Origin of the sequence: Agarivorans gilvus, assembly GCF_001420915.1 — a bacterium.
Classification (GTDB): domain Bacteria; phylum Pseudomonadota; class Gammaproteobacteria; order Enterobacterales; family Celerinatantimonadaceae; genus Agarivorans; species Agarivorans gilvus.
The window spans coordinates 2,457,762-2,482,781 of sequence record NZ_CP013021.1; the positions used below are offsets into that span (position 1 = coordinate 2,457,762).

Annotated in this window: 23 protein-coding genes and 2 pseudogenes; 14 read left to right on the plus strand and 11 right to left on the minus strand. The window is 44.7% G+C overall.

What is annotated here, in order from left to right; all coding sequences use genetic code 11:
* Nucleotides 1-9 precede the first annotated feature (9 nt).
* Nucleotides 10-1,479 (minus strand): mannitol dehydrogenase family protein, encoded by a 1,470-nt coding sequence (locus AR383_RS11425; protein WP_055733261.1) that lies wholly within the window; start codon nucleotides 1,477-1,479, stop codon nucleotides 10-12.
* 334 nt (nucleotides 1,480-1,813) lie between these two features.
* Here AR383_RS11425 and AR383_RS11435 point away from each other — a divergent pair, with 334 nt between their 5' ends.
* From AR383_RS11435 to AR383_RS21535, 5 genes and pseudogenes are all read left to right on the plus strand, one after another.
* Nucleotides 1,814-2,752, plus strand: a complete 939-nt coding sequence (locus AR383_RS11435; RefSeq protein WP_055733263.1) for a sugar kinase — start codon at nucleotides 1,814-1,816, stop codon at nucleotides 2,750-2,752.
* Nucleotides 2,753-2,764: 12 nt separating this feature from the next.
* Nucleotides 2,765-3,391 (plus strand): bifunctional 4-hydroxy-2-oxoglutarate aldolase/2-dehydro-3-deoxy-phosphogluconate aldolase, encoded by a 627-nt coding sequence (locus AR383_RS11440; protein WP_055733264.1) that lies wholly within the window; start codon nucleotides 2,765-2,767, stop codon nucleotides 3,389-3,391.
* 11 nt (nucleotides 3,392-3,402) lie between these two features.
* A pseudogene (locus AR383_RS11445) lies at nucleotides 3,403-4,493 on the plus strand (mandelate racemase/muconate lactonizing enzyme family protein).
* A gap of 257 nt (nucleotides 4,494-4,750) precedes the next feature.
* Nucleotides 4,751-7,201 carry a beta-agarase gene (locus AR383_RS11450; RefSeq protein WP_157051715.1) on the plus strand — a complete coding sequence of 817 codons (2,451 nt, stop codon included), beginning with the start codon at nucleotides 4,751-4,753 and terminating at the stop codon, nucleotides 7,199-7,201.
* Nucleotides 7,198-7,578 (plus strand): hypothetical protein, encoded by a 381-nt coding sequence (locus AR383_RS21535; protein WP_157051716.1) that lies wholly within the window; start codon nucleotides 7,198-7,200, stop codon nucleotides 7,576-7,578. The genes AR383_RS11450 and AR383_RS21535 overlap by 4 nt, the downstream gene beginning before the upstream one ends.
* A gap of 480 nt (nucleotides 7,579-8,058) precedes the next feature.
* Here AR383_RS21535 and aldA read toward each other — a convergent pair whose 3' ends face one another.
* Nucleotides 8,059-9,507, minus strand: a complete 1,449-nt coding sequence (aldA, locus tag AR383_RS11455; protein ID WP_055733265.1) for an aldehyde dehydrogenase — start codon at nucleotides 9,505-9,507, stop codon at nucleotides 8,059-8,061.
* A gap of 312 nt (nucleotides 9,508-9,819) precedes the next feature.
* Between aldA and AR383_RS11460 the strand changes: the two genes are divergently transcribed.
* Nucleotides 9,820-10,599 carry an FCD domain-containing protein gene (locus AR383_RS11460; protein WP_055735027.1) on the plus strand — a complete coding sequence of 260 codons (780 nt, stop codon included), beginning with the start codon at nucleotides 9,820-9,822 and terminating at the stop codon, nucleotides 10,597-10,599.
* 676 nt (nucleotides 10,600-11,275) lie between these two features.
* On the opposite strand, the gene AR383_RS11465 is transcribed toward AR383_RS11460, so the two are convergent.
* On the minus strand, nucleotides 11,276-12,649 hold the full coding sequence (locus AR383_RS11465; protein ID WP_055735028.1) for an aminotransferase-like domain-containing protein: 1,374 nt from the start codon (nucleotides 12,647-12,649) through the stop codon (nucleotides 11,276-11,278).
* 101 nt (nucleotides 12,650-12,750) lie between these two features.
* Here AR383_RS11465 and AR383_RS11470 point away from each other — a divergent pair, with 101 nt between their 5' ends.
* The 6 genes from AR383_RS11470 to AR383_RS11495 all read left to right on the plus strand — a co-directional run bounded on the left by AR383_RS11470 (nucleotide 12,751) and on the right by AR383_RS11495 (nucleotide 18,087).
* The gene (locus tag AR383_RS11470) at nucleotides 12,751-13,653 is read left to right on the plus strand and encodes an EamA family transporter (RefSeq protein WP_055733266.1); all 903 of its coding nucleotides are present in this window, start codon (nucleotides 12,751-12,753) and stop codon (nucleotides 13,651-13,653) included.
* A gap of 303 nt (nucleotides 13,654-13,956) precedes the next feature.
* On the plus strand, nucleotides 13,957-15,594 hold the full coding sequence (locus AR383_RS11475) for a diacylglycerol kinase family protein (RefSeq protein ID WP_055733267.1): 1,638 nt from the start codon (nucleotides 13,957-13,959) through the stop codon (nucleotides 15,592-15,594).
* Nucleotides 15,595-15,927: 333 nt separating this feature from the next.
* On the plus strand, nucleotides 15,928-16,176 hold the full coding sequence (locus tag AR383_RS11480) for a hypothetical protein (protein WP_055733268.1): 249 nt from the start codon (nucleotides 15,928-15,930) through the stop codon (nucleotides 16,174-16,176).
* A 36-nt stretch (nucleotides 16,177-16,212) separates the two neighbouring features.
* A complete protein-coding gene (locus tag AR383_RS11485; protein WP_055733269.1) occupies nucleotides 16,213-16,716 on the plus strand; it encodes a hypothetical protein in 504 nt (167 codons plus the stop codon).
* The gene (locus AR383_RS11490) at nucleotides 16,667-17,041 is read left to right on the plus strand and encodes a DUF883 C-terminal domain-containing protein (protein ID WP_198150143.1); all 375 of its coding nucleotides are present in this window, start codon (nucleotides 16,667-16,669) and stop codon (nucleotides 17,039-17,041) included. Before AR383_RS11485 ends, AR383_RS11490 begins: the two co-directional genes overlap by 50 nt.
* Before the next feature lie 8 nt (nucleotides 17,042-17,049).
* Nucleotides 17,050-18,087 carry an AI-2E family transporter gene (locus tag AR383_RS11495; protein ID WP_198150144.1) on the plus strand — a complete coding sequence of 346 codons (1,038 nt, stop codon included), beginning with the start codon at nucleotides 17,050-17,052 and terminating at the stop codon, nucleotides 18,085-18,087.
* A 74-nt stretch (nucleotides 18,088-18,161) separates the two neighbouring features.
* On the opposite strand, the gene AR383_RS11500 is transcribed toward AR383_RS11495, so the two are convergent.
* The gene (locus AR383_RS11500) at nucleotides 18,162-18,689 is read right to left on the minus strand and encodes an NADPH-dependent FMN reductase (protein ID WP_055733271.1); all 528 of its coding nucleotides are present in this window, start codon (nucleotides 18,687-18,689) and stop codon (nucleotides 18,162-18,164) included.
* A gap of 154 nt (nucleotides 18,690-18,843) precedes the next feature.
* On the minus strand, nucleotides 18,844-19,323 hold the full coding sequence (locus AR383_RS11505) for a DUF2780 domain-containing protein (RefSeq protein ID WP_055733272.1): 480 nt from the start codon (nucleotides 19,321-19,323) through the stop codon (nucleotides 18,844-18,846).
* A gap of 561 nt (nucleotides 19,324-19,884) precedes the next feature.
* On the opposite strand from AR383_RS11505, the gene AR383_RS11510 reads away from it, so the two are divergent.
* On the plus strand, nucleotides 19,885-20,223 hold the full coding sequence (locus AR383_RS11510) for a DUF3316 domain-containing protein (RefSeq protein ID WP_055733273.1): 339 nt from the start codon (nucleotides 19,885-19,887) through the stop codon (nucleotides 20,221-20,223).
* 51 nt (nucleotides 20,224-20,274) lie between these two features.
* Nucleotides 20,275-20,613 (plus strand): DUF3316 domain-containing protein, encoded by a 339-nt coding sequence (locus AR383_RS11515; protein ID WP_055733274.1) that lies wholly within the window; start codon nucleotides 20,275-20,277, stop codon nucleotides 20,611-20,613.
* A 190-nt stretch (nucleotides 20,614-20,803) separates the two neighbouring features.
* Here AR383_RS11515 and AR383_RS11520 read toward each other — a convergent pair whose 3' ends face one another.
* The 6 genes and pseudogenes from AR383_RS11520 to AR383_RS11545 form a co-directional block, all read right to left on the minus strand.
* Nucleotides 20,804-21,220, minus strand: coding sequence for a hypothetical protein (locus AR383_RS11520; RefSeq protein ID WP_055733275.1), 417 nt, complete (start codon nucleotides 21,218-21,220; stop codon nucleotides 20,804-20,806).
* 9 nt (nucleotides 21,221-21,229) lie between these two features.
* Entirely contained in the window at nucleotides 21,230-21,550 is a 321-nt protein-coding gene (locus tag AR383_RS11525) for a YcbK family protein (protein WP_373869503.1), read from the minus strand.
* On the minus strand, nucleotides 21,522-21,827 hold the full coding sequence (locus tag AR383_RS11530; RefSeq protein ID WP_055733277.1) for a hypothetical protein: 306 nt from the start codon (nucleotides 21,825-21,827) through the stop codon (nucleotides 21,522-21,524). Before AR383_RS11530 ends, AR383_RS11525 begins: the two co-directional genes overlap by 29 nt.
* 73 nt (nucleotides 21,828-21,900) lie before the next feature.
* Nucleotides 21,901-22,818 (minus strand): annotated as a pseudogene (locus tag AR383_RS21265) (IS5 family transposase).
* Nucleotides 22,819-23,094: 276 nt separating this feature from the next.
* On the minus strand, nucleotides 23,095-23,520 hold the full coding sequence (locus AR383_RS11540) for a hypothetical protein (RefSeq protein WP_157051717.1): 426 nt from the start codon (nucleotides 23,518-23,520) through the stop codon (nucleotides 23,095-23,097).
* Between the two features lie 47 nt (nucleotides 23,521-23,567).
* Nucleotides 23,568-24,806, minus strand: a complete 1,239-nt coding sequence (locus tag AR383_RS11545) for an RHS repeat-associated core domain-containing protein (RefSeq protein WP_083481583.1) — start codon at nucleotides 24,804-24,806, stop codon at nucleotides 23,568-23,570.
* Between the last annotated feature and the right edge of the window lie 214 nt (nucleotides 24,807-25,020).

Here is a 25,020-nt window from a genome sequence, read left to right on the forward strand (position 1 = left end):
ATCTCTCTCCTACTCGGCAAGCAACTGGCGAATCACCGCCTGAATGCCCAGCTGTTGAATTTGTAAAAAGGCGCTGACGACTGCATCAGCAAACTGAGGATGAGTATGTGGTAACTCACCGAAAATGGGGCTTAAACTCAGCATTGCTCTGACCTTAAGCTCTGGTGTTTCAACATCCGCTAAAACTTGTCGGAACTGCTCAGCCATAGGATCTTCTACAGCTTGTCCCTTGGCGAAACTGGCAATAACAAAATGCATCCAACCAGCAATCGACACAGGTAAACATTTCGGTGACAGCCCCTTGGCAAGCAATTGTTGTAGTGGATCAATGGCTCGCTGAGTTAGCTTTTGCGACCCATCCATAGCTATTTGAGCTGTCTTATGTTTAATGTTGGGGTTACTGAATCGCTCGATTAGAACTTTGGCATATGCAGCTAAGTCAACATCCAAATTAGGACTTAGGCTCTTCGCCTGCTCCTCAAGCATCAACTTAAATGTAGCTTGACGAAAATCATTGTTTTCCATGCATTGATAGATGTATTCAAAGCCAGCCAAACTACCGTTATACGCAAGGAAAGAGTGACTACCATTTAGCATACGTAGCTTCATTTCTTCATAAGGCAGCACATCTGTTACAAACATGGCTCCAGCCAAGTTCCAGTCTGGGCGTCCTGCAACAAAGTTGTCTTCGATGACCCACTGGCGGAACTCTTCACAAACCACACCACAGGGATCGGCATAGCCAGTATGTTGCTCTAGTGCCGCAAAAGCATCTTCGGTCATAGCTGGCACAATCCGATCAACCATGGTGCTAGGAAAGCTAACATTGTCCTCAATCCAACGAGCTAATTCACCGTCTACGGTTTTGGCAAAACCGATTAAAGCATTTTTAGTTAAATGACCATTCTCAGGAATATTGTCACAAGACATTACACTAACCGGAGCCAAACCTCTTTGTTTGCGTAAGCGCAACGCTTCAACAATTAATCCAATAGCACTTTGTGGCTGCTGAGGTGTCGCAAGATCATGTCTGACTAAAGCATTATTTAGATCTAATTCGCCAGAGTTAGGGTCAACACAATAACCCTTCTCTGTGATGGTAAGAGAGATTAACTTAACCTGCGGTTCAGCTAATTTTTCAATTGCTTTATCAATACCGTGTAACGGTGTATGAATCGCTTCCGTTACGGTACGCACTAAACGCGAACAACTCCCATGAGCGGAATTTTCATAAACTGAAAATAAACAATCTTGAGCGAGTAGATCCTCAACCAACTGTTCACTACCAAACAGGTTTATTTCACATATTCCCCATGGGCGACCACTAACTTGATTAGTTAGATCGTTATATACGGCTTGATGGCCTCGGTGAAACGCACCGAAACCGATATGAACAATCTCGGTCTGTAGCAATTTTCGGTCATAATCCGTTACCGAATCGTAGCGGCGCTTATTAGCGGTATTTACATCGCGGCTCATTTAACTCTCCAAGTGTTCAACCAAAAATGGCTAACAAGAAACTCAACAGAAGTACAGGTTGAACAATATCATAATTGGTTTACCAGTAAAACAAAAGTAAGTACTGATTAATAAACCCGTGATCTTTTTCACAAACACGTAATTAATGAATAAACCTAGAGTAAAAGTGTTAAATAACGCACATAACAACAACAATTTTACTTGAGGATATAGCTTAGAGCCCCACAATTGGTTGACCAGTGGCATGCATAAACTTTAGTATTGGTCGAAAGGTAAAACCAATTTTTGCATTTAGGCGCCTAATGGCAGCCTTACTTTGATATGAGAGAGCAGCATGGACAGTGAAATATTAAGCTTTGGTGAACCTATGTTTGAGTTCAGCCAAGTTGGAAGTTCCGAGCCAGGAGGAGCTGACTTCCTTAGCGGCTTCGGTGGTGATGTGTCAAACTTTGCTATAGCAGCGGCCCGACAAGGTGCCAATGTAGGTATGTTAACTCATTTAGGCAACGATGCTTTTGGTGAAAAGTTTCTCGCACTTTGGAAAAAGGAAGGAGTAAGCATCGATAACGTAGTTATCAATCCAGAAGCTCACACAGGTGTATACTTCATCACGCACGATGAAGATGGTCACCACTTTTCATTTCTTCGAAAAGGCTCTGCAGCTAGCCGAATAAGTGCAGCTCAACTCCCTAACAACGCAATTGCCAAAGCCAAGTTGCTCCATGTTACAGCTATCACTCAAGCAATTAGTGACAATTGCTGTGATGCAGTGTTTGCCGCTATTGAACAAGCCAAGCAACATAACACTCTCATATCTTATGATACCAACCTTAGGTTAAAACTATGGTCTTTAAACCGCGCGCGCGCAGTTATTAACGAAACAGCCTCGCTGATAGACATCTGCTTTCCAAGTCTGGATGAGGCGCAATTACTTACTGGCCTAAAACAAGCAGATGACATCATTGATCATTACCTAAAACTGGGAGCAAAAATAGTAGTGCTCAAACAAGGTCGTGAAGGCGCCACTGTGGCAACAGCCAATGAACGTCATACTATCAAGCCACACAAGGTTAAAGCTGTTGATGCTACCGCTGCGGGAGATTCATTCGCGGGCTCTTTTTGTACTCACTTTGTTCAGGGTAAACCGCTGCAAGAGTGCCTAGCCTACGCCAATGCTACAGCCTCTATCACCATTACAGGATATGGTGCAGTAGCTCCTCTGCCGAGCTTAGCCCAAGTTCAAGAACGCCTAACAGAATCACTTATCAGTTAAAAAGGACAGAAAATGCAACAAATAATTGAACGCCTCAGCAAGCATAAAGTCGTACCAGTGATTGCAGTGGATAAAGCAGAAGACATTCTACCGCTCGGTGAGCAGTTGCAAGCCAATGGTCTTCCTGTTGCCGAAATCACTTACCGTTCCGATGCTGCGAGCAAAGCAATCGAATTACTAAGAGAAGCTTATCCTGATATGCTCATCGGCGCAGGAACTGTACTTAACGAAAAGCAAGTTATCGCGGCTAAACAGGCTGGCGCAGACTTCATAGTGTCACCAGGCCTAAACCCAAACACAGTTAGAGCTTGTCAAAAACATAATATTGCTATCATCCCTGGCGTAAACAACCCTTCAACTGCAGAGCAAGCGATTGAACTAGGTTTAGACACAGTTAAATTTTTCCCTGCCGAGCCCTCTGGAGGCATCGCGATGTTGAAGTCATTATTGGCTCCCTATAGCATGCTGAAAATCATGCCAACAGGAGGTATTAACGCCAAAAACATTCAATCTTATCTTGATGTGACTGGTGTTGTAGCTTGTGGAGGCTCGTGGATGGTAGATAAGTCACTGATCAATAGCGGAAAATGGGAAGAACTAGGTGAGCTTATAGCCGATATTGTTAAACAATTAAAATAGCCGAGAAAAAAATGACCTTAGCAATTAAAGAAATATGCACCCGTTTATTTAAGGTGCCATTGGCTGAGATTCTCTCTGATGCCAAACATGGCGATCACGACCATTTCGAGCTAATCACATGTACCATTACTTTAGAAGACGGCAGCAGCGGCACCGGCTACACCTATACCGGCGGCAAAGGCGGCTATGCCATCAAAGCCATGCTAGACCATGACTTGCGCCCAATGCTATTAGGTAAAGACGCCAGTGCCATTGAAGACATTTATGATGAGATGGAGTGGCACATTCACTATGTAGGCCGTGGGGGATCTCTTCCTTTGCTATGTCTGCAGTAGATATTGCACTGTGGGATCTAAAGGGCAAACGCGAAAATATGCCTCTTTGGAAAATGGCAGGTGCGAGCAGTGATCGATGCAAAGCCTACTGTGGTGGTATCGATTTGAACTTTTCCTTAGAAAAGCTGTTGAATAATATTCAGGGCTACTTGGATAGTGGCTTTAATGCCGTCAAAATTAAGGTCGGCCAAGCCGATATGAGCAAAGACATCGAACGGATCCGTGCTGTTCGCCAACTTATTGGTCCCGAGACTATCTTTATGATTGACGCCAATTACTCGCTCTCGGTTGAGCAAGCCATTGCACTATCCAAAGCCGTTGAAGACTGTGATATCACTTGGTTTGAAGAGCCAACAATTCCTGACGACTACCTAGGTTTTGCCAAGATTGCGGATGCCACCCGTATTCCTTTAGCCATGGGTGAGAACCTACATACCATTCATGAGTTTGGCTATGCCTTTGAGCAAGCAAAGCTGTCTTTCATTCAGCCAGACGCATCAAACTGTGGAGGCGTTACCGGCTGGTTGCGAGCAGCTAAGCTGTCTCAGGATTATGACATCCCCGTGTGTTCCCATGGTATGCAAGAATTGCATGTAAGTTTAGTGTCTTCACGCCCAAATGCAGGATGGTTAGAAGTACATAGCTTTCCAATTGACCAATACACCAAGCGCCCATTAGTAGTTGAAGATCATCTAGCCATTGCACCCAGTACCCCAGGCATCGGTGTTGAGTTCGACTGGGATAAGCTCGCCCAATACCAAGTTTAACTTAAGCCAAGCCCTGCACTCGCAGGGCTTTACCTTGCGCACTTTACTCCCCCAGAATCAAGCCACCGCAAGCACTGCTGACCTTAGCCGTTCCTTTTTCACGCACACTAGTTTTAATTTTGTTAGCAAGCTCACTGTTTACTGGTAAACCAATAAATACTATTGATCATCCAATAACCAAATAAATTAACCAAAGGGGAGCTTTGGTCAGCCTATGGGGCATAAGCCCCAGCCTGGCTCTAAGGAATGAAATAAGCATGAGAATAGACAAATTACCTTTCGCGGGAGCATTACTCGCCATCCTGATTGGAGCCTACGGATGCACATCCAATTTAAACAATGCCCCTTCAACCAAGCAGACCGGCAACAGCCAACTGCCAGACTTTGAGAGTAGAGCATTTTTCAGTTCAGTGCTTACTGAGCATGCCACTGCAACAATGGTAACTGACTCAGGAGTGATGGCGGGTAAGCATGCGCTTCAGCTAGAGTTTGAGGGAGTTAATGTGGCCGAGCAATTTAGTCGCTGGCCCAATGCTAAATTTCACCCCGCAGTCCAAGCTTGGGATTGGAGCGCCTACCAAAGCCTTAGCATCGATTTGACCAACCCCGACATGCAAGCCGCGACGGTCATTTTAAAGCTCGCAGACAAACTCGGCGTAAAAGGCTCGCCGCCTAATCAGCTCAATTACCAGTTTAGGATCCCAGCTCAGCGAACTCAGCAGTTAACCCTAGAGTTCGATGGTGGAACCAAGCAGCGCCCCGGATATTGGGGTGGCACTCAGCTTGATCTCAGCTCCATTTTAGAGTTGCAAATTTTCGTTCAAGGTCCGATCAAGGAGCAGCAGGTTATCCTAGATAACCTACGCCTAAACAAAGCTAGCTCTGAGCAGAGCGTTGTCGATACCAAGACCATTATTCGGAAAATCCCCACGCTGAAAAACCTCACTAGCTCTAGCCAAGGGCATAGCAACCTAGTCTCTTATGAGCGCAGTGAAGGTACCATCATTACTGAACTCACAAATGGTATGGAAGGCCTGCTCGACATCCGCTTTTCAGCTAACACTGACTACCCTAATGTGACCTTTAAAGAAGCCTACCCTTGGGATTGGAGCGAGTATCAAGAGCTTAGCCTAGCCTTCGATATTGATAACCAGCAAAACCAAGATTTGCAGTTATTCGTTCGTGTTGACGACGCCGAGGACCAGCGCTGGGGAGGCTCAGCCGACGGAGTAAACAATAGTCTCTCAGCAATGGTTACACTGCCAGCCAACAGCAGCGGTAGTTACTATCTACCGCTAAAGCAATTGAACCAGCAGATAAATGCTGGCATGACCGGCTTACCTCCTAAACCAAATTATCTGGCTGAGGCAATAAAGTATGGTTGGGGGCAACGCCAATTGGACCTCAGCAACATCGTATCTTTTCAGCTCTATCTGCAACAACCCAAGCAAGACGCCCACCTGCAACTAAAACGTCTGCGCTTAATCCCCGACCTTGACTCAGAGCAACAAGGCTTTGCACAAATCGTCGATAAGTTTGGTCAATACACCGGTTATGACTGGCCCAAGAAGGTTCATAGCGATGAAGAACTGCGCACCATGGGCCACGTGGCTAAGTTGTCACTCAAGTCTTCATCAGCGATGCCGCAAAGAAGCAAATTTGGCGGATGGCTTGAAGGCCCTAAAAGCAAAGCCAGCGGACACTTTAGAACGGCGAAGCTAGGTGATAAATGGAGCTTGGTCGATCCCTTGGGTTACCCTTTCTTCGCCACCGGCTTAAGCAATATTCGCCTAGATGATAGCTATACCCTGACCGGTTACGATTCCTCAGACCAAACCAAGAGCATGCTATCACCAGTGCGGGCCAGCATGTTCACTTGGTTGCCAGAGAGGGGCGAACGGCTAGCGGATGGCTTCTCCTACGCAGAAAAACTGCATAGCGGAGCGCAACAACAGGGTGAGATCTTCAGTTTTTACGCCGCCAATCTACAGCGAAAGTATGGTGGCTCACTTGAGCAAGCACTGAACAGCTGGCAACAGGTAACCTTAAGCAGAATGCAAGATTGGGGTTTTACTAGCTTAGGAAATTGGACTGACCCGGCTTTTTATAACAACGGCTCCATCGCCTATGTAGCGCATGGGGAGATCACAGGAGAGCATGCTCGCATCGCCACGCCAAACGACTATTGGGGCGCAATGCATGACCCATTTGATCCGGTATTTCGTCAAAGTGCGCGAGCGATGGCCCAAGGCTTAAGCGGACAAATTAACCGAAACGATCCATGGTTGATTGGCATCTTTGTCGACAACGAGCTGAGCTGGGGCAATCAGCAAAGTGACGCGAAGCACTTTGGCTTGGTCGCAGCAGTATTAGCCAAGGATCAAAGGAACAGTGCAGCCAAGACCGCCTTCACCGACTACATCAAAAGTAAGTACTGGACGATAGAAGACCTAAACCAAAGTTGGCAAACAACGCTCACATCCTGGGTGCAGTTTGAGCGGGGCTTCGATTATCACTCTGAGCTGCATCAAGCAATGCGACGCGACTACTCGGAGTTATTGTACTTATTTGCTGAGAAGTACTATGCGATTGTTCGCGCAGAGCTGAAGAAGGAGCTGCCCAATCATCTATATCTAGGCTCCAGATTTGCTGACTGGGGCATACCGAAGAAGTCCTGCATGCGGCATCACTCTACGTGGATGTATTGAGCTTCAACCACTATAGCGATGACTTTTCATCTAGCGGTCCGTGGGCCCAACTGGCGGAACTGGATAAACCGGCCATGGTGAGTGAGTTTCATTTTGGTGCGACTGATATGGGGATGTTTGCCGGAGGCGTAGTATCGGCAAAAGATCAGGAGCAGCGAGCGGCGAAATACTCGCACTATATGCGCGGAGTCGTCGCCCACCCCAACTTTGTCGGAGCTCAGTGGTTTCAGTATATCGATGCTCCCCTTACCGGGCGCGCGTGGGATGGAGAAAACTACAACAACGGTTTTGTCTCAGTGAGTGACTCACCCTACCCACAACTGGTCGAAGCGGCCAAGAAATTTAATCAGCAGTTATATCAAAGCCGCTTCAAATAAGTTCATCGTCCCTTGGCCCCTACTTTGTTAGGGGCATTTTTTGCCCACTGCTAGGTCCAGCCCCAAGCTAAACCACAACATGCATCTCACCAAAGCCAGAGCACTAGGTAAATAAACAAGTAATCGAACAATGAGGGAGTAATGTCTCAGCCTAATAGCTGAATCGCGTTTGCTGACGCTTGAACAACAGTCATAGGCTTACTAAGCCAAGTGCGGCTAAGAGAGCAGAGGAAGGATGGAGAACGCAGAGACTTGGTAAGTACCAAAGAGTACTTGGGTTTCGCTATTAAACTACAAGGAGCCCAGATATAGCGGATAAATATGGCTAAATGCCAAGCCTAACAACACCAGCTTGAGGGAAAAAATTACCGAAAATGGGCTCAAGTTAAACACGGCAACTCCTTGTACTACACCGTAAAAAGGCCCCGCCATAGCGGGGCAAATAACTAAGGAAATTAAGGCTGATGATGATTAGCTGTATTAGCCATAGTTGAAATAAACTGTCTTCTTCTGCAAGTAGCCTTCAAGACCATGTTTACCATCTTCACCACCGACTCCACTACGCTTAAATCCGGTATGAAATCCATTCAGTAGTTCACCGTTAGGTCTATTAACGTAAATTTCACCTACTTCCAACTCATTGACGGCCTTCATCACCTTCCTGACATCATGAGTAAACACGTAACCCGATAGTCCCAAATCAATATCATTTGCCAGCTCTAATGCATGTTCAAGATCTTTTACTGGCATTGCTGTAACAATAGGACCAAAAGTTTCCTTCTTCATGATCTCCATATTGTTATCAACATCGACGATCACAGTCGGCTCAAACCAATAACCTTTCTCAAATTGAGGCCCTGTTGGCACACTGCCACCGCAAGCTATAGTGGCCCCTTGCTGTTTAGCCCTTTCTACAAGCCCAACTAAATTATCAATTTCACGGGCATTCACTTTTGGACCTATGTCGCTAGTCTCAAGCATCGGATCACCGACTCGAAGAGACTTCGCTTTAGCGACAAACTTCTCCATGAACTCATCGAAAACGCCTTGTTGAATATACATTCGCTCATTCGAAGTACATATTTGACCACAATTACCAAAAGCCGATTGAATAGCTAATTCAACGACATGATCTACATCAACATCATCCAACACTATAAATGGAGCTTTCCCTCCTAATTCTAGATTGAGTGCGGTGATATTCTCTGAAGCAGAACGATACAAAATTGACCCTACTTCAGAGCTTCCTGTAAGGGTAACTAGTTTTGTAATGGGATTACGTACCAATTCATCACCAACAGTGGCCCCCTCTCCTGAAACGATATTAACTACACCCACAGGGAAACCAGCCTTTTCCACTAGTTCTCCCAACAATAAAACAGCTAAAGGCGTATCTGCAGGAGGCATTACTACCATTGTGTTACCAGTAACTAATGCATTCCCCAGCTTGCGAGCAGCCAATGCCAACGGGTAATTCCACGCCAACAGGCCAACAGTTACACCATAAGGTACACGTTGAATCCAAATCTGTTCATCTGAATTTTCACTTGTAACAATCTCTCCCTCAATTCGACGAGCAGATTCGACCGCGTAACGGAAAAAGCCTACAGACCCCTTAACTTCACCAAGAGCGTCTTTATATAACTTACCTTGCTCTTTAGTTAATAACGTCGCGAAACGCTCAGTATTTTCTTCTAACAAATCTGCTAGCTTGGCCACATAACCGGCTCGAACTTGAGCAGGCAAGCGCTGCCAGTCTTTTTGCGCAGTTTGAGCTCCTTCTAAGGCTCGTTTAGCGTCCTCTCTTTCAGCTTTAGCTGCATATCCAACAACACTTTCGTCTGTAGGGCTAAGAACTTCAATTAGTTCCTTTCCTACTGCTTCACACCATTCTCCGTTAATATACATCTTATGGGTAATAGAGCTCATATATCCCTCGACTAAATTTGCACTAGTGGTAAACCAATGGGTTTATTTTACACAGTATTGGTTAACCATAGGAGTGATGCAAGTCACACCTTCCGCAGTTTGTGAAGTGCCCCCCAAAAAACTTAATAACAAATAATTGAAATATATAGGTCCATTCTCTTAGAATGTTGTTAATACCGTTTGGTTGACAAGTGTTTAACCAACAACTTATCCCGTAGGCAATTGAGTTGGCTTATGAAAGCTTAACAGTAGAAGCAGAAAGTGGATTGCTCCTACACCAATTACCGCCTAAAACAAAAAGCTGGTTACCCCATGAAGCAAACAGAAACAAAACGGCGCTATTATGAAGTTGGCCTTCAGATTGAAGAACTACTGTTTTCAGGTGTTTTTAAAGCTGGGGCCCGCTTACCATCAGAACGAGAGTTAAGCGAGCGTTTTGATACCAGTAGAGCAACAGTTCGCGAAGCTATCATCATGCTCGAATTAAAAGGACTTGTTACTGTTCGTCAAGGCGCCGGTATATTCTTTACCGAAACCCCGGATAGCACAACTAATCGCCATATACTCCCTAAAAGTGATATAGGCCCCTTCGAGTTATTACAAGCACGACAAATAATAGAGAGTAACATCGCGGCTTTCGCTTCTACACAAATTAAATTCAGCGAACTACGAGAGTTAAAACAAGTATTGGCTATGCAAGAAAGTGAAATAAATGGCAATAGCGATAAATTTGAACAGCTAGACCAACAATTTCATGTCTTAATAGCAGAATCAACCCAAAACAGAGTACTGATCAATCAAGCAGTGGATATGTGGAGCCATGTTCGTACAGCCAACCCTTTGTGGAATGAGTTGAATAACCAGTTCTTACACGAAGAAAGATTGCAAACTTTATGGATTGATGACCACAAAAAAATTCTATTAGCGCTACAAAAACGCTCCCCAACAGAAGCTCGCAACGCGGTGTGGCAACATATAGAAAACAGCAAACAAGAATTGTTGCGCCTATCTAACCTTGAAAATACCGATGCCGATACAGATGACTTCTTTTTCGCCGTGGAGTTTGATACAGACTTTGCGCACCCTGAATGATAAAAACTTAATAGAATTGTTCAACACTGGTCGCACTTAAGAACGCCGTAGCTCTATTTATCTAAGTGCTGCCAGTAAGCTAATACTTTTATATCATTCCAATAGAAAATTAAAATCTAATTCAAACAGTTACCGCCACCAGTTTATACCAGACCAAAACAGAGTAAGATTCATATTGGTGTACCACTCTTTTAGAGCTGTTTAAGAAGGGCTTAACGAACACCCACTCTCCATTTTTGACTAACGATATCACTGAGTTGACACATTCAGCTTTACAGGGCGATCATCAAAACAGTGTGATATAGTGTACAAACTTTATTATTCCAAACTTAATTAGTGTACAAACTTTATTGTTCCTAAACATTAGTTGTTTTGATTAAATTAAAACGAAGATAATTGAAATTGAAACGAAGACAAAGTTGTATTGTTTTTGCACATAAAAATGCTTAACAGCATGATAATTAAAGGTTTAATATTTTCTCGATTTGCTGACGTAGCATTAAGTATCAACTTAAAGTACTGAACGATACTGCGACTCTTATATTCATTTACCTTGTTATTGTTCGCGCAAAGATTCACTTTGTCGAACCGCTGATAGCGCTGAAGCCTGATGATCTAGAAGGTTTAGCTGTATAAACCTATAGCCCTGCCACAACGCTCTTTGATTTCAGCCAAATTAGCAGCAATTTAGCCTGATCAGTTTTATCACTCGAAGTAACTCGTGTTCTATAGCCTCGGTAGGCTCATACCCAATATTTAGTCGAAGACAATCTTGATAACGCTCTGAGGCGGTAAACCAAGGGCCAATACGTATGTCTAGCCCTGCCTCTTGAGCGGCGGTGGCTAAGCGAGGTGCATCTAAGCCTGGTATTTGCAGCCAAAGCACCAAGCCCCCCTCTGGTTGAGTTATACAACTACCTTCAGGCAAATGCTGCCCCAAAAAATTTAAATAATGTAACTTGTTTTGGCTGAGTTGATAGCGAGCACGACGCAAATGGTTTGCATAGGCTCCCGAGTCAATAAAATCGGCAACCACATGCTGAATAAACATGGATACGCCAAGCATACGTTTAATAAACAACGGTAAGAATTGCCCGGGCTTACACCAACCTAAGCGGAAACTTGGTGCTAAGGTTTTAGAAATAGAGCCGCACCATATAACATAACCACTGGTATCATAATACGCCGTGGGTAATGAGCTTTGTTGATGGTGGGGTAACTCATAATAAACATCGTCTTCAATAACCGGTACTTGGTATTGCGCCGCCAGCTCCGCTAGTTTTATCTTCTGTTCTGCCGTTAAGGTAATGCCCTGCGGGTTCATATGGGTGGTACAGAACAGCCCTGCCTGAATCTCCCCACGCTTTAAGTGATGCTCTAGCCTCTCAAGGTCGATACCGTCTGCTGTAGAGGGAATTTCTATCAGCCGCAGAGATAACTCAGACAACAGCTCTAACAAACCGTTATAACAAGGCGAGCTCATTGCCACCGTATCGCCGGGTTTGGTGCAAACCAATAATGCTGTTTTTACTGCGTCCATACAGCCATGGGTAATCACCAGCTCATCACTATTTATAGGAAACCCATGTTTACTAAAGTGGCAAGCGAGCGCTTGCCGTAACAACGGCTCCCCCTGCGGCTTTGGGTAGTCGCTAAGCGTATCGGCCATATGCCTCATCACTCGTCGCATGCTGCGGTCCAGTTGTTGGCGACTGAGTTTATCAAGTTGCAGGCGTGAAATACCTAAGGGTCCTTTGGCTATTGCTACTTGCTCAACTTGGCTTTGGGGTATAGCAACTTGACTAGAAAAGGTTCCCCAAGTGGGTGAAGCACAAGCTGGCGGATAGTCGGCAATAATAAAACCCGACTGAGGACGAGCAATAAGCCAGCCCTTCGACTGAAGCTCGGCATAACAATTTACCGCTGTAGAAACACTAATATTGTGCAGCAGAGCAAACTGGCGCAACGACAGCATTGTGCTTCCCGGAATGAGCTTGCCTGTCTGTATGTCGTTAACGACTTTTTCCGCTAGGTCTCTAAATTTTGCCATGTTCACTAAAACTGTATTGGAAAAATTAGCAATAATTGTATCTGTACTGAATCTATACCGTAAAGCACAATTTCTGTATCTGTAATCACTGAGGTAGAGCGATGCGAGCTAGAGATTTGGTACTGATTATTACTGTTATGGTCATATGGGGCTGTAACTTTTCGATGATAAAACTGGGCGTTAAAGACTTTGATCCCTTGTTAATTGCAGCGGTTCGCTTCTTATGCGCGACTTTTCCAATGATATTTTTTGTCACTAAACCCAATGTTAAATGGCGTTATTTGCTTGCTTACGGGCTGGTATTTGGCACCGGGATCTGGGGCATGGCTTCAAGTTCTATCACCCTTGGGCTGGCATCTGGAATGGCTTCGGTATTGCTTCAACTAGATGTATTAACAACGGTATTTGTTGGAGTGCTGCTTTATAAAGAAACCCTTTCGGCAAGAGCGGTGGTGGGTATTTTAATTTCACTGCTAGGGCTTACCGTTTCAATTATATACACCAACGGCAACATTACTTGGTTAGGTTTACTTTGCATAACGGTTGCCGCTATTTGCTGGCCGTTGGCTGGGGTGATCATACGCATGTCGAAAACGCGTTCAGCATTCGCATTTAACATATGGGGTATGTTGTTTGCGCCTATCCCATTAATTGCTTTAAGTGTGGCATTCAATGGCTGGGACGTTATCAATGCCACCTATCAACAATGGAACAGCAACGCATGGATGTCGGTGTTATTCCAAGCCTATCCCACCACTTTGTTCGGTTATTGGGTTTGGAACAAAATGGTTCTTAAATACCCGATGAGCCAACTGGCGCCATTAACGCTATTGGTATCGGTATTTGCCCTGCTAAGCGGTTACCTTGTGTACGGAGAGCAGCTTACCGTGCCCCAGTGGGTTTCCTGCAGTGCCTTTCTCATTGGTATTGGCTTGGTGTTATATCCGAGTAAACAGCAGCCTCAAGCTCCGGTTAATCACTTAAAACGTTCCTATGAGTCATAGGGCGTATTTGCCCTATCAACATATAGTGCTTAAGACCCGAACAACAAAGAACTTATTTGATGAACCCATAAGTCACAAAAATAGCGTTTTTTGCTGGATGTACTGATTAAACCATCTCGCGATCCACTCAGCGAGATTTTTGTTACTATTAACAAGATGTTGTTTCTCCTAGCTAGATGAAGAACAACAGTTTTTCCAACTGGCAGGTGATGAGCGACACAAAAAACAACAATTAGCTCATGTCTATATCAAAGCAATGGCCGGCTTAAATAGCTTACAAGCTCAAGCTTTAAAGGGAGGCACATGTTCATCATCAAATATTATCTGCTGGGCGCGCTACTCACGCTTATTACGGCTATTTACATTCCGCAACTGATCATTAGCCTACTGTTATTCTGGGTTTCGCTTTCCTTAGCCTTAGTCAGCATCGCTTACTTATTTGATTTTCCGTCTATTTTTAGGAAGAGCCAAGACGGTAAAATTGTTTGGTGGATCCGCTGGGCTTTTATTCCCTTCTTACTGGGGGCAAAAATCTACAATGCTTGGCAGAGGCGGCACGATAGTGTGCCTCCCATTCAGCAAGTTGGCGAAAATCTTTATCTTTCTCGTCGCCTGTTTCCCAGTGATTTAGAATTTCTCGAAGCTCACGATATCTCCTGCATTGTTGATGTCACGGCGGAGTTCGCTGGGCTAGAGAGCGCCATGACCGACCAACAATTCCACTACCTCTCTATTCCGGTATTGGATCATAAAGCGCCTACTTTACAACGCTTACGCCACGCCATGAATTGGATAGATAGCCAAATCGCTTGTGGCCGTTCGGTGGTAGTACATTGCGCCTTAGGTCGTGGTCGCTCGGTATTTGTGGTGGCGGCTTATTTGTTGAGTAAAGATCCATCGCTGTCGGTGGAATCGGTGATGCAGCAAATCAACAGTGTGCGCAGTACCGCTAGGCTCAACCGCTTGCAGCTCAAAACACTGCAATCGATCCGTGATAAAGAATTACTTACACTGGAAGAGCCCATCTGGATGGTGGTAAACCCTAGCGCCGGTGGAGGGAAATGGCAGCAATATGAACAACAGGTGATTCGCTATCTTACCAAAAAACATCGGCTAAACATTCACCTAACAGACGAGCACACCACCGCAACCAGTCTAGCTCAGCAAGCAAAACAAAGCGGGGCAAAGCAGCTCTTGGTATCTGGTGGCGACGGCACAGTCACAGAAGTCGCAAGCCAACTGGTCGATACCGACATCACACTTGGCATCATCCCCTTGGGCACAGCTAATGCCTTATGTCATGTTTTGTATGGCGTAGGTGTGAAGTTTTCGCCAGTTGAAAAGGCCTGCGAAACCATTCTTGCTGGACATTGCCAACGCATAGACACCGCAGCATGTAATCAACGTTTAACCCTGTTAGTTCTGGGTATTGGCTTTGAGCGGAAGATGATCGAACACGCCGACCGCGCAGATAAAGATACCTTTGGACAGCTAGCGTATTTGGCGGGATTTTTTAATGCCGTCATTTCCGAAGATACGCACAGCCTGCAAGTGAGCATGCCAGAGCACATGGGCAACGAAGCTAAATGGAATGAGAAGACCATAGATGTTCACAGTTTTGTGGTTGCCAACATCGCTCCTTTTAGCACCATGCTAGCCCAAGGCGGTGGCGCCCCGCTGCCAGATGATGGCCAGCTACACATTACCTATCTTGACAGCCTTGAGTCTCTTGGCGGACGACTCGCCGCCTTATCCGATTTAACCTTAACCAGCATAGGTGCTCAGGAGAAATCAAACCGATTTCAATACACCAGCACAACTCAGCTTACCATTACCGCCGATAAGCCCATCGACTACGTAATTGATGGCGAACTCTATTGCGACAGCCGTTTAGAAATAACGCTTTGCCCTCGCTCTTTAAGTGTTTTTGTGCCTGCTTAGCTCAAATAAAGGCAACTCCCACTGCTAGAAACTTAGCCAGCCCTTGCTAAGCTTATCCATCCTTTATTCTCAGCATCATTGCCTAGCGCAAGCAAAATATCCCGACTAGCTAGCAACATGAAATAATTACAAAGAGCCATGGGATCTAGGAAATAATTACCGATAGGTTTAAAGACAAGCTCTAAGGGAAACATATTAATCTTTATAAAACAATTAGTTATGCTGTTGGCACGGTAATCGCTATATCACTATTGAACCTGCGGTAATTTTTTAGTTTGCGCAACTAAGAAATCAACCGTGCTATCAACAATCAACAGCTAACGGAGGCTAGTTATGGCAACGGCTAAAAAAACCACAGAAACACCTCAAGAACAATTAGAAGAAGCCTATCATCTTGCGGGGCAAGCCACTTCAGACGCGGTTGGTGCAGTGAAAGAACAAGCCAAAGAGAAACTGGAAGCGGGTGGAGAGAGCATTCAGCAAGCCACCAAATCAGCAGAAAACATGATAAAAAAGCGCCCACTACTGAGTATTGGCTGTGCCTTTCTTGCCGGTTGGGCGGTATCTAAGCTAATCAAATAGGCTTGTATTTTGCTGCAAGCAGATAGGACACGCGCTATGGACAACTCAAATAATACCGACAAGCAGCACAAGGGCTCGGCGACTGCGGATAGCCGAGCCCAAGAGCAAGCTGATACTCAGCAAATGGAGCAAGCGATTAAGGGCTTACAAGCGCTGTTATTTCAAACCAGCGCTCTCTCTGCATCGCTTAAAACTTGGTCAAACTCTAGCTTAGATTTGTTTCTGCTGGAGATGAAAGTCAACATGGCTGCCGCTCGCCAAATCGTAGTGTGCAGCATCATTTTTACCCTGCTCTCGGTACTGTTTATCTTCAGTTTGTGCTTAGCCGCTGGCCTCGTCACCTTCCATTTTACCGCCCACTTATTGCTAAGTGTGGTCGTATTTATTGGCTGCTTAGGCTTAGCCTTAAGCGCTTTAGCATGGTGGCAACTGCGACTCACTCACTTCCTTGGTTTTAAAAATACCACTAAGCAATTACAAGAGGGATGGTATGCGTTCTCTAATCAAGCTAGACCGAGCCATGCAGATAAAACGCATTGAGGGTAAAGCGGCGCTTGAGCAATGCTTACTGGCTAAGCAAACCCTCAAGTTTAGCTGTAAACGGTATCTGCAAGAGCATCCTTGGACATCTGTTGGAGTGAGCGCCTTACTGGCAATAGCGGTGACTAAACTTGGCAAAGCTTCTCGGGTTAAGTCGTCAATCTCATCTATGCGCTTGCTGTTAAACGGAGCCTTAGATCTCAATAAATGGGATATCAACAAACAGCTCTCTAGAGCTTCAGCATCCCAAGCAACAAGCTCGGCTGCGCTCTCAAGTGAAACTAAGGCAGCTAGTTCTCAGTATTCCGAGTCTTCGGCGCAATAGGAGGAAACGTGAGAGAAGGACTCAAGCTGCCAATCAATAGCGTAATGGCGATGTTTTTGCTGCTATTACTGCTAGTGCCTGCACTGTACTTTGCCAAACCCTTGCTGCTTCCTATTGTGCTTAGCAGCTTCATTGCACTGCTATTTAGCCCGCTAATCAATTATTTCGAAAATAAGGGAGTTCCCCGTAGCGCAATAGTGATTGTGCTTTTAGGGCTGCTGGTGAGTGCTTCCGCCCTAGGCTTAAGCGCCATCTCAGAACCGGCTAAACAGTGGTGGGCAGAGCTTCCCAGCATAGTCAAAAACGTTTCACAGGAAGTCAATGAAGTCACCAAAGCGTCATCGGAACAGATGGACACGCCTCTGGATCTTGGCGAAACAATGAACATCAATGAGATGAGCAATAGTACCGTACTTTCTCTGCTTAAAACTGTTGCTACCACCACACCAAGCATATTAACTCAGGCGATGATAATGCTGTTTATGGTGTACTTCATGCTGAATAATGGGCGCAGCCTGTTTCGCAAATCGGTGTCGCACTTACGGGGTTTCTCCAAACAACGCCAAGCCGTAGAGCTAGTACAGGCTTTACAAAAAGATCTATCGCGTTACATCGCCAGCATTACCTTAGTCAACCTTGGTTTGGGGCTTAGTGTTGGGCTGGTGTTTTTTGCGCTTGGTCTTGAAGATCCATTTTTGTGGGGCGCCTTTGCTGGCGTGATGAACTTTGCTCCCTATTTAGGGCCAGTGATTTCGATGGGCAGTTTCGCTTTTGTCGCCTACCTACAGCATGACTCAGTCAGCTTCATGGTAACCGTGGTATCGGCCTACCTATTGCTCAATTTAATCGAAAGCCAGTTTGTTACACCCACGCTGCTAGGCAAACGCTTTAACCTTAACCCTTTGGTTATCTTCATTTGGCTAGTCTTTTGGGGTTGGCTGTGGGGCGGAATGGGATTATTGATTGGTGTGCCGCTGTTAGTCAGCCTTAATATCTTAATGAGCCGTTTAGTGTTTTGCAGCACCAAGCAGGGCAATGTCAACTAGCAACAAGAGTTAGATAAATCGCTATACTGGTGAAGCCGATACCGGGCGGCAAGTTAACCGCCCTAGTGAGGCACTTAAGCTTGTAATAGCTCTAAAGCGCTAAGTAATTGAGCATTCAGTTCGGTATTAGTTAACTTGCCTTGCTCGCTATCGAAATTGTCGTAAAAGCTCGGTACCGATAGACTTGCTTTAACCGTGCCACCAAAAAACGGCATTGAGCCTTCAGCGGTAGCTAATACACTTTTCGCTCCGCCAGGGCCGGGGGAGGTAGACAATAGAACCAAGGCTTTGTCTTCATAAACTTTTGAGTTAATCCGCGAGGCCCAGTCAAACAAGTTTTTATAGGCCACGGTGTAAGAGCCATTATGTTCGGCGAAGGAAATCAGTAGGCCATCTGCCGATTGGATTTTATCAATAAAGGCTTGAGCCAAGGGCGGCTGACCTAATTGCTGCTCCTTATCTTGGCTAAACAGCGGCAGCTCGTAGTCATTCAAATCCAATATTTCGATTTCACAATCCTTTAGTTGTGAGGCGGCATAAGTCACTAATTGTTTATTGATAGAAACACTACTGCTACTTGCGGCGAAACCAATTATTTTCATGCGCTATTCCTTTTTGATGGTGAGATTGAAGCTTGAGGACGCAATAGTAAGCGCCCTTAACCAAAAGCTAACTTATTAAAAATAAAACGATCTTTCTCTAAGAATGAGTTATTAATCGTAGCCCAAACACACGGTGAGCTAAGCGAAATTAAAGTTACGACCAATTTTTTTGCAAGGGAGCCACTAAACTAGCGGCATCATTTTCACTGAGATATTGCAATATATAACTAGAAAACTTCGCCACCATGGCGTTATCCATGCCTAAAGCATTAAAGGCCTGCTGCACGCTTTCCATATTACTAATGCTATTCAGCAGCGATGAGCTTAACGAGCTACTAGTCGAGCTGGGAATTAAATCAGCCAGTAAAGTGCTTTGCTCGCCGCTAAGTTGCTGATTAGCTAGTGCAACTAAGGCTGCTATACCACCGCTAGCTTGACTATCGGAAACACCTAATTGATTGGTTAAGCTATTTATTAGCTCACTGCTAACACTATTGGCTTGATTCCCCTGAACTCCCAAAGATGAAGCGCTATCGAGCAATGAACCTAAACCTTCAGCTCGGGCGAACGTACTCAACAATAATAAACAAGCTAGGCTTAAATTAACTACGATTTTACTTTGATAACGGCACATAAATGCTCCTTTTAGATTCAACCGAGCAAGGGCTAATTATTGAGCTTAATGTTCATTCTGCGCCCTGTTCCCAAAAATGTGAAGTACGTTTTTTGAGCGCTAAATTGCCAAATTTTCTTTAAATTTAGCGGCTGCTAACTTAACTCTTCCCCAGCTAGTATTAAGCCTACAAGTGATATATCCATTCCCTAAAATGCCCGAAGCGAGTCCTACATGAAGCATGGCAACATTAAGTATTAACCCTTAATTCAATAACTTAAAATCACACCCGGTGGTCAACCATGTCTCAAAGCCACAAGGGAAATACCAGCACTATGATAGTGACTTAAATCAGACCGGCAGCTATCACATAATATTCCCTATTTATTGCCTGATCTTATCGATTCAAGGCAAGGGCTTTGGCAAAAACCCCCGCAGTTCAATGCATTACAACATTAAGAACAAAATGAGGAAATTAATTCAACACATTCACCATTGTATGGAACACTTGCAAGAGGGATACTTTAGTCACACCGAGACAACAACTCGGAACAAACAACCGATTACTTAGAGGAAATGAATATGAAAAACTTAACACTATTAGCCGCCGGCCTACTTGCAACGGCTTCTGTATTTGCTTCTCCACTTACCGTTAGCAGCAGTACCACTGTCGATGCTGGCACCTTCCAAAGCAAAGCAGCAGCCTATGATGCGGGTTTCGCCCTAGCCGATTCGCTACAAGCAATGAACAACGCACAACTAGGTAAACAACTTGACGTAGCGACTTACACACCCGCTAGCAACATCAAAATTGCCGGCCGTCAGGTTCAAGTAGAAGAGATTGCTCACAGCCGTGATGATATTCAATACCGCGCCGTTGTGAACGTGGACTACCGCTTCAAAACCATTGAAAGCAACTAATTTTGAGCCTTATAGCCAACTAAACGATAACTGATTAAAGAGGAATACAACATGAAAAACTTAACTATTCTAGCCGCTGGCCTACTTGCAACTGCTTCTGTATTTGCTTCTCCACTCACCGTTAGCAGCAGCACTACTGTGAATGCGGGTACTTTTGAAAGCAAAACCGCTGCCTACGATGCCGGTTTTAACCTTGCAAACTCTCTACAAGAGATGGAGCGCAGCCAACTTAGCCAACAACTTTCTTTATGGGCTCACACTCCACCCAGCAACATTGAAGTGACCAATCCTGAAGTGAAAGTGGTAGAAGTAGCCAACAGCCCTGAAGACATTCAATACCGCGCAGTTGTGAACGTTGATTACCGCTTTAAAACTATTGAAAGCAACTAAGCTTGAAATAGCTGAGGCAACTCGGCAACACATCAACTAGGTAAGCGTTTAATTAAAGGAATAATTTAAATATGCTTCTCTTCAATGGATGGCAATACTCAAGCTAGCTTGTGGCTAATAGATTTACCGCAAGCTAGCTAAAGCCCGAACTAAGTTAGTTTTAATGCCCAGTAAAACTATTGCTAGATCATTAATCCATCACCTGCAGCCTCTCAATAAATTGTTGGTACTGTTTCTCGGCATTCTTTAGCTGAGATGCGACACTTTCACGCATATCTTCAGTCGCATCATTAGACAAACCTTGATAGCGCAGCTCAGCAATTTGATACTGCTGAAGTAACAACGTTCCATTTATAGTATCCATCCAATTGTTAAAACCAAGGTTTTGAATATCCCAACTGGTATTGTCTATTTCATCAGTGAGTGTTTTAGGGCTTTTTTCTGTCAGTTCTCGAAAACTATTTAGTGCCTCGGTAACATACTCCAAGGTTACGCGGCTCTCTTCAAGAGAAAAACGCTCGCTGTAGTCTTCTGCACCTAAGCCTTCCTCAGCATGAGAAAGCATCGAAAACAGTGCCACGATCGCGACAAATGATTTTAATGTCATTATAAACTCCTACCATCGGGCCTTGTAGCCACGTACATCATAGTGAACGAATGTGTTATATAAGCCTAAACCGCCTTCAGCCATTTTTTTGCAGGCAATTAAGTCAAGTATTTTTGCATGTACATCTTTTGGAGTCATGCCAGAAACAACAATATCTGCAGCCTTAGCCTGCACATGCAAACTGTTTTTCTTGCCACCCACTTTATGGTTATGTTCAGGAGTTCTATAAGCGCTGTTTATTTTTATCGGCTTTCCTAACTCTTTGCGCAATACATCAAGCTCCTTTGCTAATGTCTTAGTATTAGATCTTAGCTCTATCGTGACAAGCAAACTCTTCCCAAGAAAAGTATGTTGAAGCTTTACCAGTTGCAGGTATAGCTAATGCAGTCACAGTCAATGCAGTTAATTTGTCATTAATCTTTCGATGACTTCGCCCATTCACGTCAATTTTCCCGTCGGGACGAACCATACCCACCACTTTCTTTTGAAATACTTTAATCGCCGCAACGGTTTTAGAGTTTTCTGGTTTTGAGCCTAGCTTTCCATCTTCGGCTAACTTTTTAGTCGGGGGAATTAAACCTAGCAATTGATTTAAGGCAGCTTGCACTGCTTTTATGTCTTTGGGGCCTTGTTGATCAATTCAGAGCCAAGAATGCAGTAACCCCAAGGCGTTTTCCTCTTTATTCAGCTAGCTGACGAGCAGGCATACCTAGCCTGCTCATTTTGTTCAACGCGCACACTCCGGCCATGATTTCACCGACTTGGGCGTTGTAACAACGTAGACTCAACTTGTCGCTAAGCAGTTGTTTGAAACGATACATCGCCGTCTCCGATAGTGAACGAAGATGGTAAGCATTGTCCCGTTTCCAGTTTTCCAACTCACCTTACTTCAAGGCTTTTACTGCAACGTTCCGTGGGTGACCCGCTTCCCACATACCTGCATTCTTGCGTGGAGGGATTAGTGCAACAGCCTTCTTACGTTGTACTTCTTGATAGCTCTGCCGTGTGTCATAGGCACCATCAGCGCTTACTGCTTTCACTTTGCGCCGCAGCGGTCTCAACAAGGTGGGTAACACTTCACTATCGTGAACCCAGTCCATCGAGACCTCAGCACTCACTATCTGATGGCTCTGGGCATCTACTGCCATATGCAGTTTTCGCCAGACTCGACGCTTTTCAGCGCCGTGTTTACGCACCTTCCACTCTCCTTCGCCAAACACCTTAAGACCTGTAGCATCGATAACGAGGTGAGCCGCTTGACCTTGGCTAGGTAGGCGATAGTTGACTTCAACAGTCTTTGCTCGCTTGCTTATACAACTGTAATCGGGAGATTTTAAGTCGACCTTGAGCAGGCGAAACAATGAGTTGATGAAGCCTTCAAGAGCACGCAGTGGTAACTTGAATACGCCTTTAATCATCAGCACAGTTGCGATAGCGGTGTCACTGTAAGTATGGCTGCGCCCTCGACGACCACTGCGCTCAGTGTTATTCCATAGTTCTATGGCTTTCTCATCCATCCAGAAGGTCAATGAGCCGCGTTGCTTCAGTGCACTGTTGTACAGCTTCCAGTTGGTGATGTTGCCTTTCGCTTTACCCATGTTTGGTGACCCGACAGATATAGATACTGATCAGATCCGCGACTGCTGAGTTAGTTCAATCTGATTTAGGAAACAACGCCTGTCTTTGGGTGTATTTACGCCCCCTAAACCTACCGATTGGGCGATTTGTAACTTAGCCATTGTGACTCCTTGTACACAGCTAATTGATAAAGAAATTTTTATATAATGTCAGCTACAGCGAACTAGTTTGAATCACGCTTGGAAAAACATACATGGAATTAAAAATCACGGTTCCCTTAATATTTATTCAATAATTTACATTTCTTCTGACATGCAAATATCACCCAACAAACGAATCTTCCCACCCAATACCTGAAACTCATTAATAGAAACCTTTTCTATTTGAATTGCTTCTGATTCACCATAGATACTTTCATACACAGGTATCGGTTTTTCATAGGATTTCAAAAATGTCTGAAAGCCTGCTTTCGTATCACCTTTTTTCTCATCAAACCTAATCACCTTTGGAAGAACTAAATCTGGTATTCCAGTTTCTTTAATAACCCTAGACCTCACAGCCTCCAAAGCTTGAACATCATCGGGAATCGTAAGCTCATTAGGACTCATTTCAGTGATAAACAAATTTGTTGGATCACTACTTTGAATTAAACACAACAACCCATATGTATCTTCATCTGACTCAGCCCAGAATTCAAAATCGTAAAATATCTTAGAATCCAATTTCGACTCGATTTTACGAATCTGACCATCTATAGACCTCATACTCATCATTTCACCAAACTAGGATTAAATAGAATTACATTCAAGCCGCCATCGGCTTGTGCAGCTGGAGCAATAATACCGTTATAACCACTATCTTCAGCATATCGCCCAAGAGGATTAGTAATCTCATATCTCCACTCCTTAGAGCCACCCGTTCTGACCAGTTCTTCCAATGAAACACCTAGTTCAGAACGAATAGATGGATTTGTTAAATCCAATAGCCCATCAACTTTGACATAGTAATAGTTGTTTACAAGCCCTTCTATCGAAGCCCCATTACCAGTAAATTCGGAATTAACTATCCGCTGTGATGACCCCAAATACAAACCACCTTGTCCTTCACCAGTATATCTATGAATAGCTTTTTCAGTATTAAAGACCGGGTGAATCTCAAGAGGATTTCTACCTTCAGGTACAGACCTGTAGAGGCCACCCTCGAATGTCACACCAATTTGCGTCTTCGGATCGCTCTCAATCAATTCACTCGGTCTGCCCTGCGCTTTCCACTCCTCAATACTACCATCACCACCATTGGCCAACCATGTGCGATGTCCCAGCTCATCTTGCTGAGCTTGTTGCTGAATAAAACCAGCTACATCATCTGAACCCGCGCCAACTTCAGCCGAATAAAACAACAGTGCCCATGGGGCTTTGGGTATCAATGAGGCCAGTAAAGACCGTTCCGCAACAGCATAAACCGCTTGGTTAGCGGCTTGCCGCGCAGCGTATTGTCCTAACACTTGCGAGCCTGATGAGGCTAGTGGCTGAGCAGCCGGTGCCAATAGAGGGAGCCCAGCAACCAAAGGGGCACCATCTTCTTTACACAAACCCAATGGGTCTACCCAGTTAGTGGGGCTTGGGGTGTATTGGTAAAGGTTGATGCCACCAAGTAGCTCTATCGGGTCTTGCTGGATGTAGCGCCCTTGCTGCGGGCAGTAATAACGATGAAAGTTATAGTGTAAACCACTCTCTTCATCATGATACTGACCTTGAAAACGCAGCGGGTTGTCTATTTGGTTAACGCTTAGTTTTTCTAGCGCACCATAGGCTTGGTAGTGGGCTTGCCATACGATGTTGCCTTGCTCATCACTTAAACGAATAGGCGTACCGATGTGGTCTAGGTGATAGTGGTAAACCTGCCCTTGTTTAATCATCGCCAGTGGTCGATGGCTATTAGGTTCGTATAGATACCAGGTAAATTGGCCTTGGTAATGCTCACCTATGAGTTGATTACCTTCCCACAGGTAATTGGTTTTCCCTTGGGCGACTACTCACTTAACTCTTAGCTATTCTCTTTACCCAACCTTGGACATCAACTTTGCTAGTACTACTTGTCAGTAATATTAGCGACTAAGGTCACATTCTATTAGGTGTGAACAATCGTAAATTGTTACCAAAAAAATAAATAGCCAAGCTGGTTTGTAACTAACAGCTTTACCGCAAGCTAGCTGAATCAAC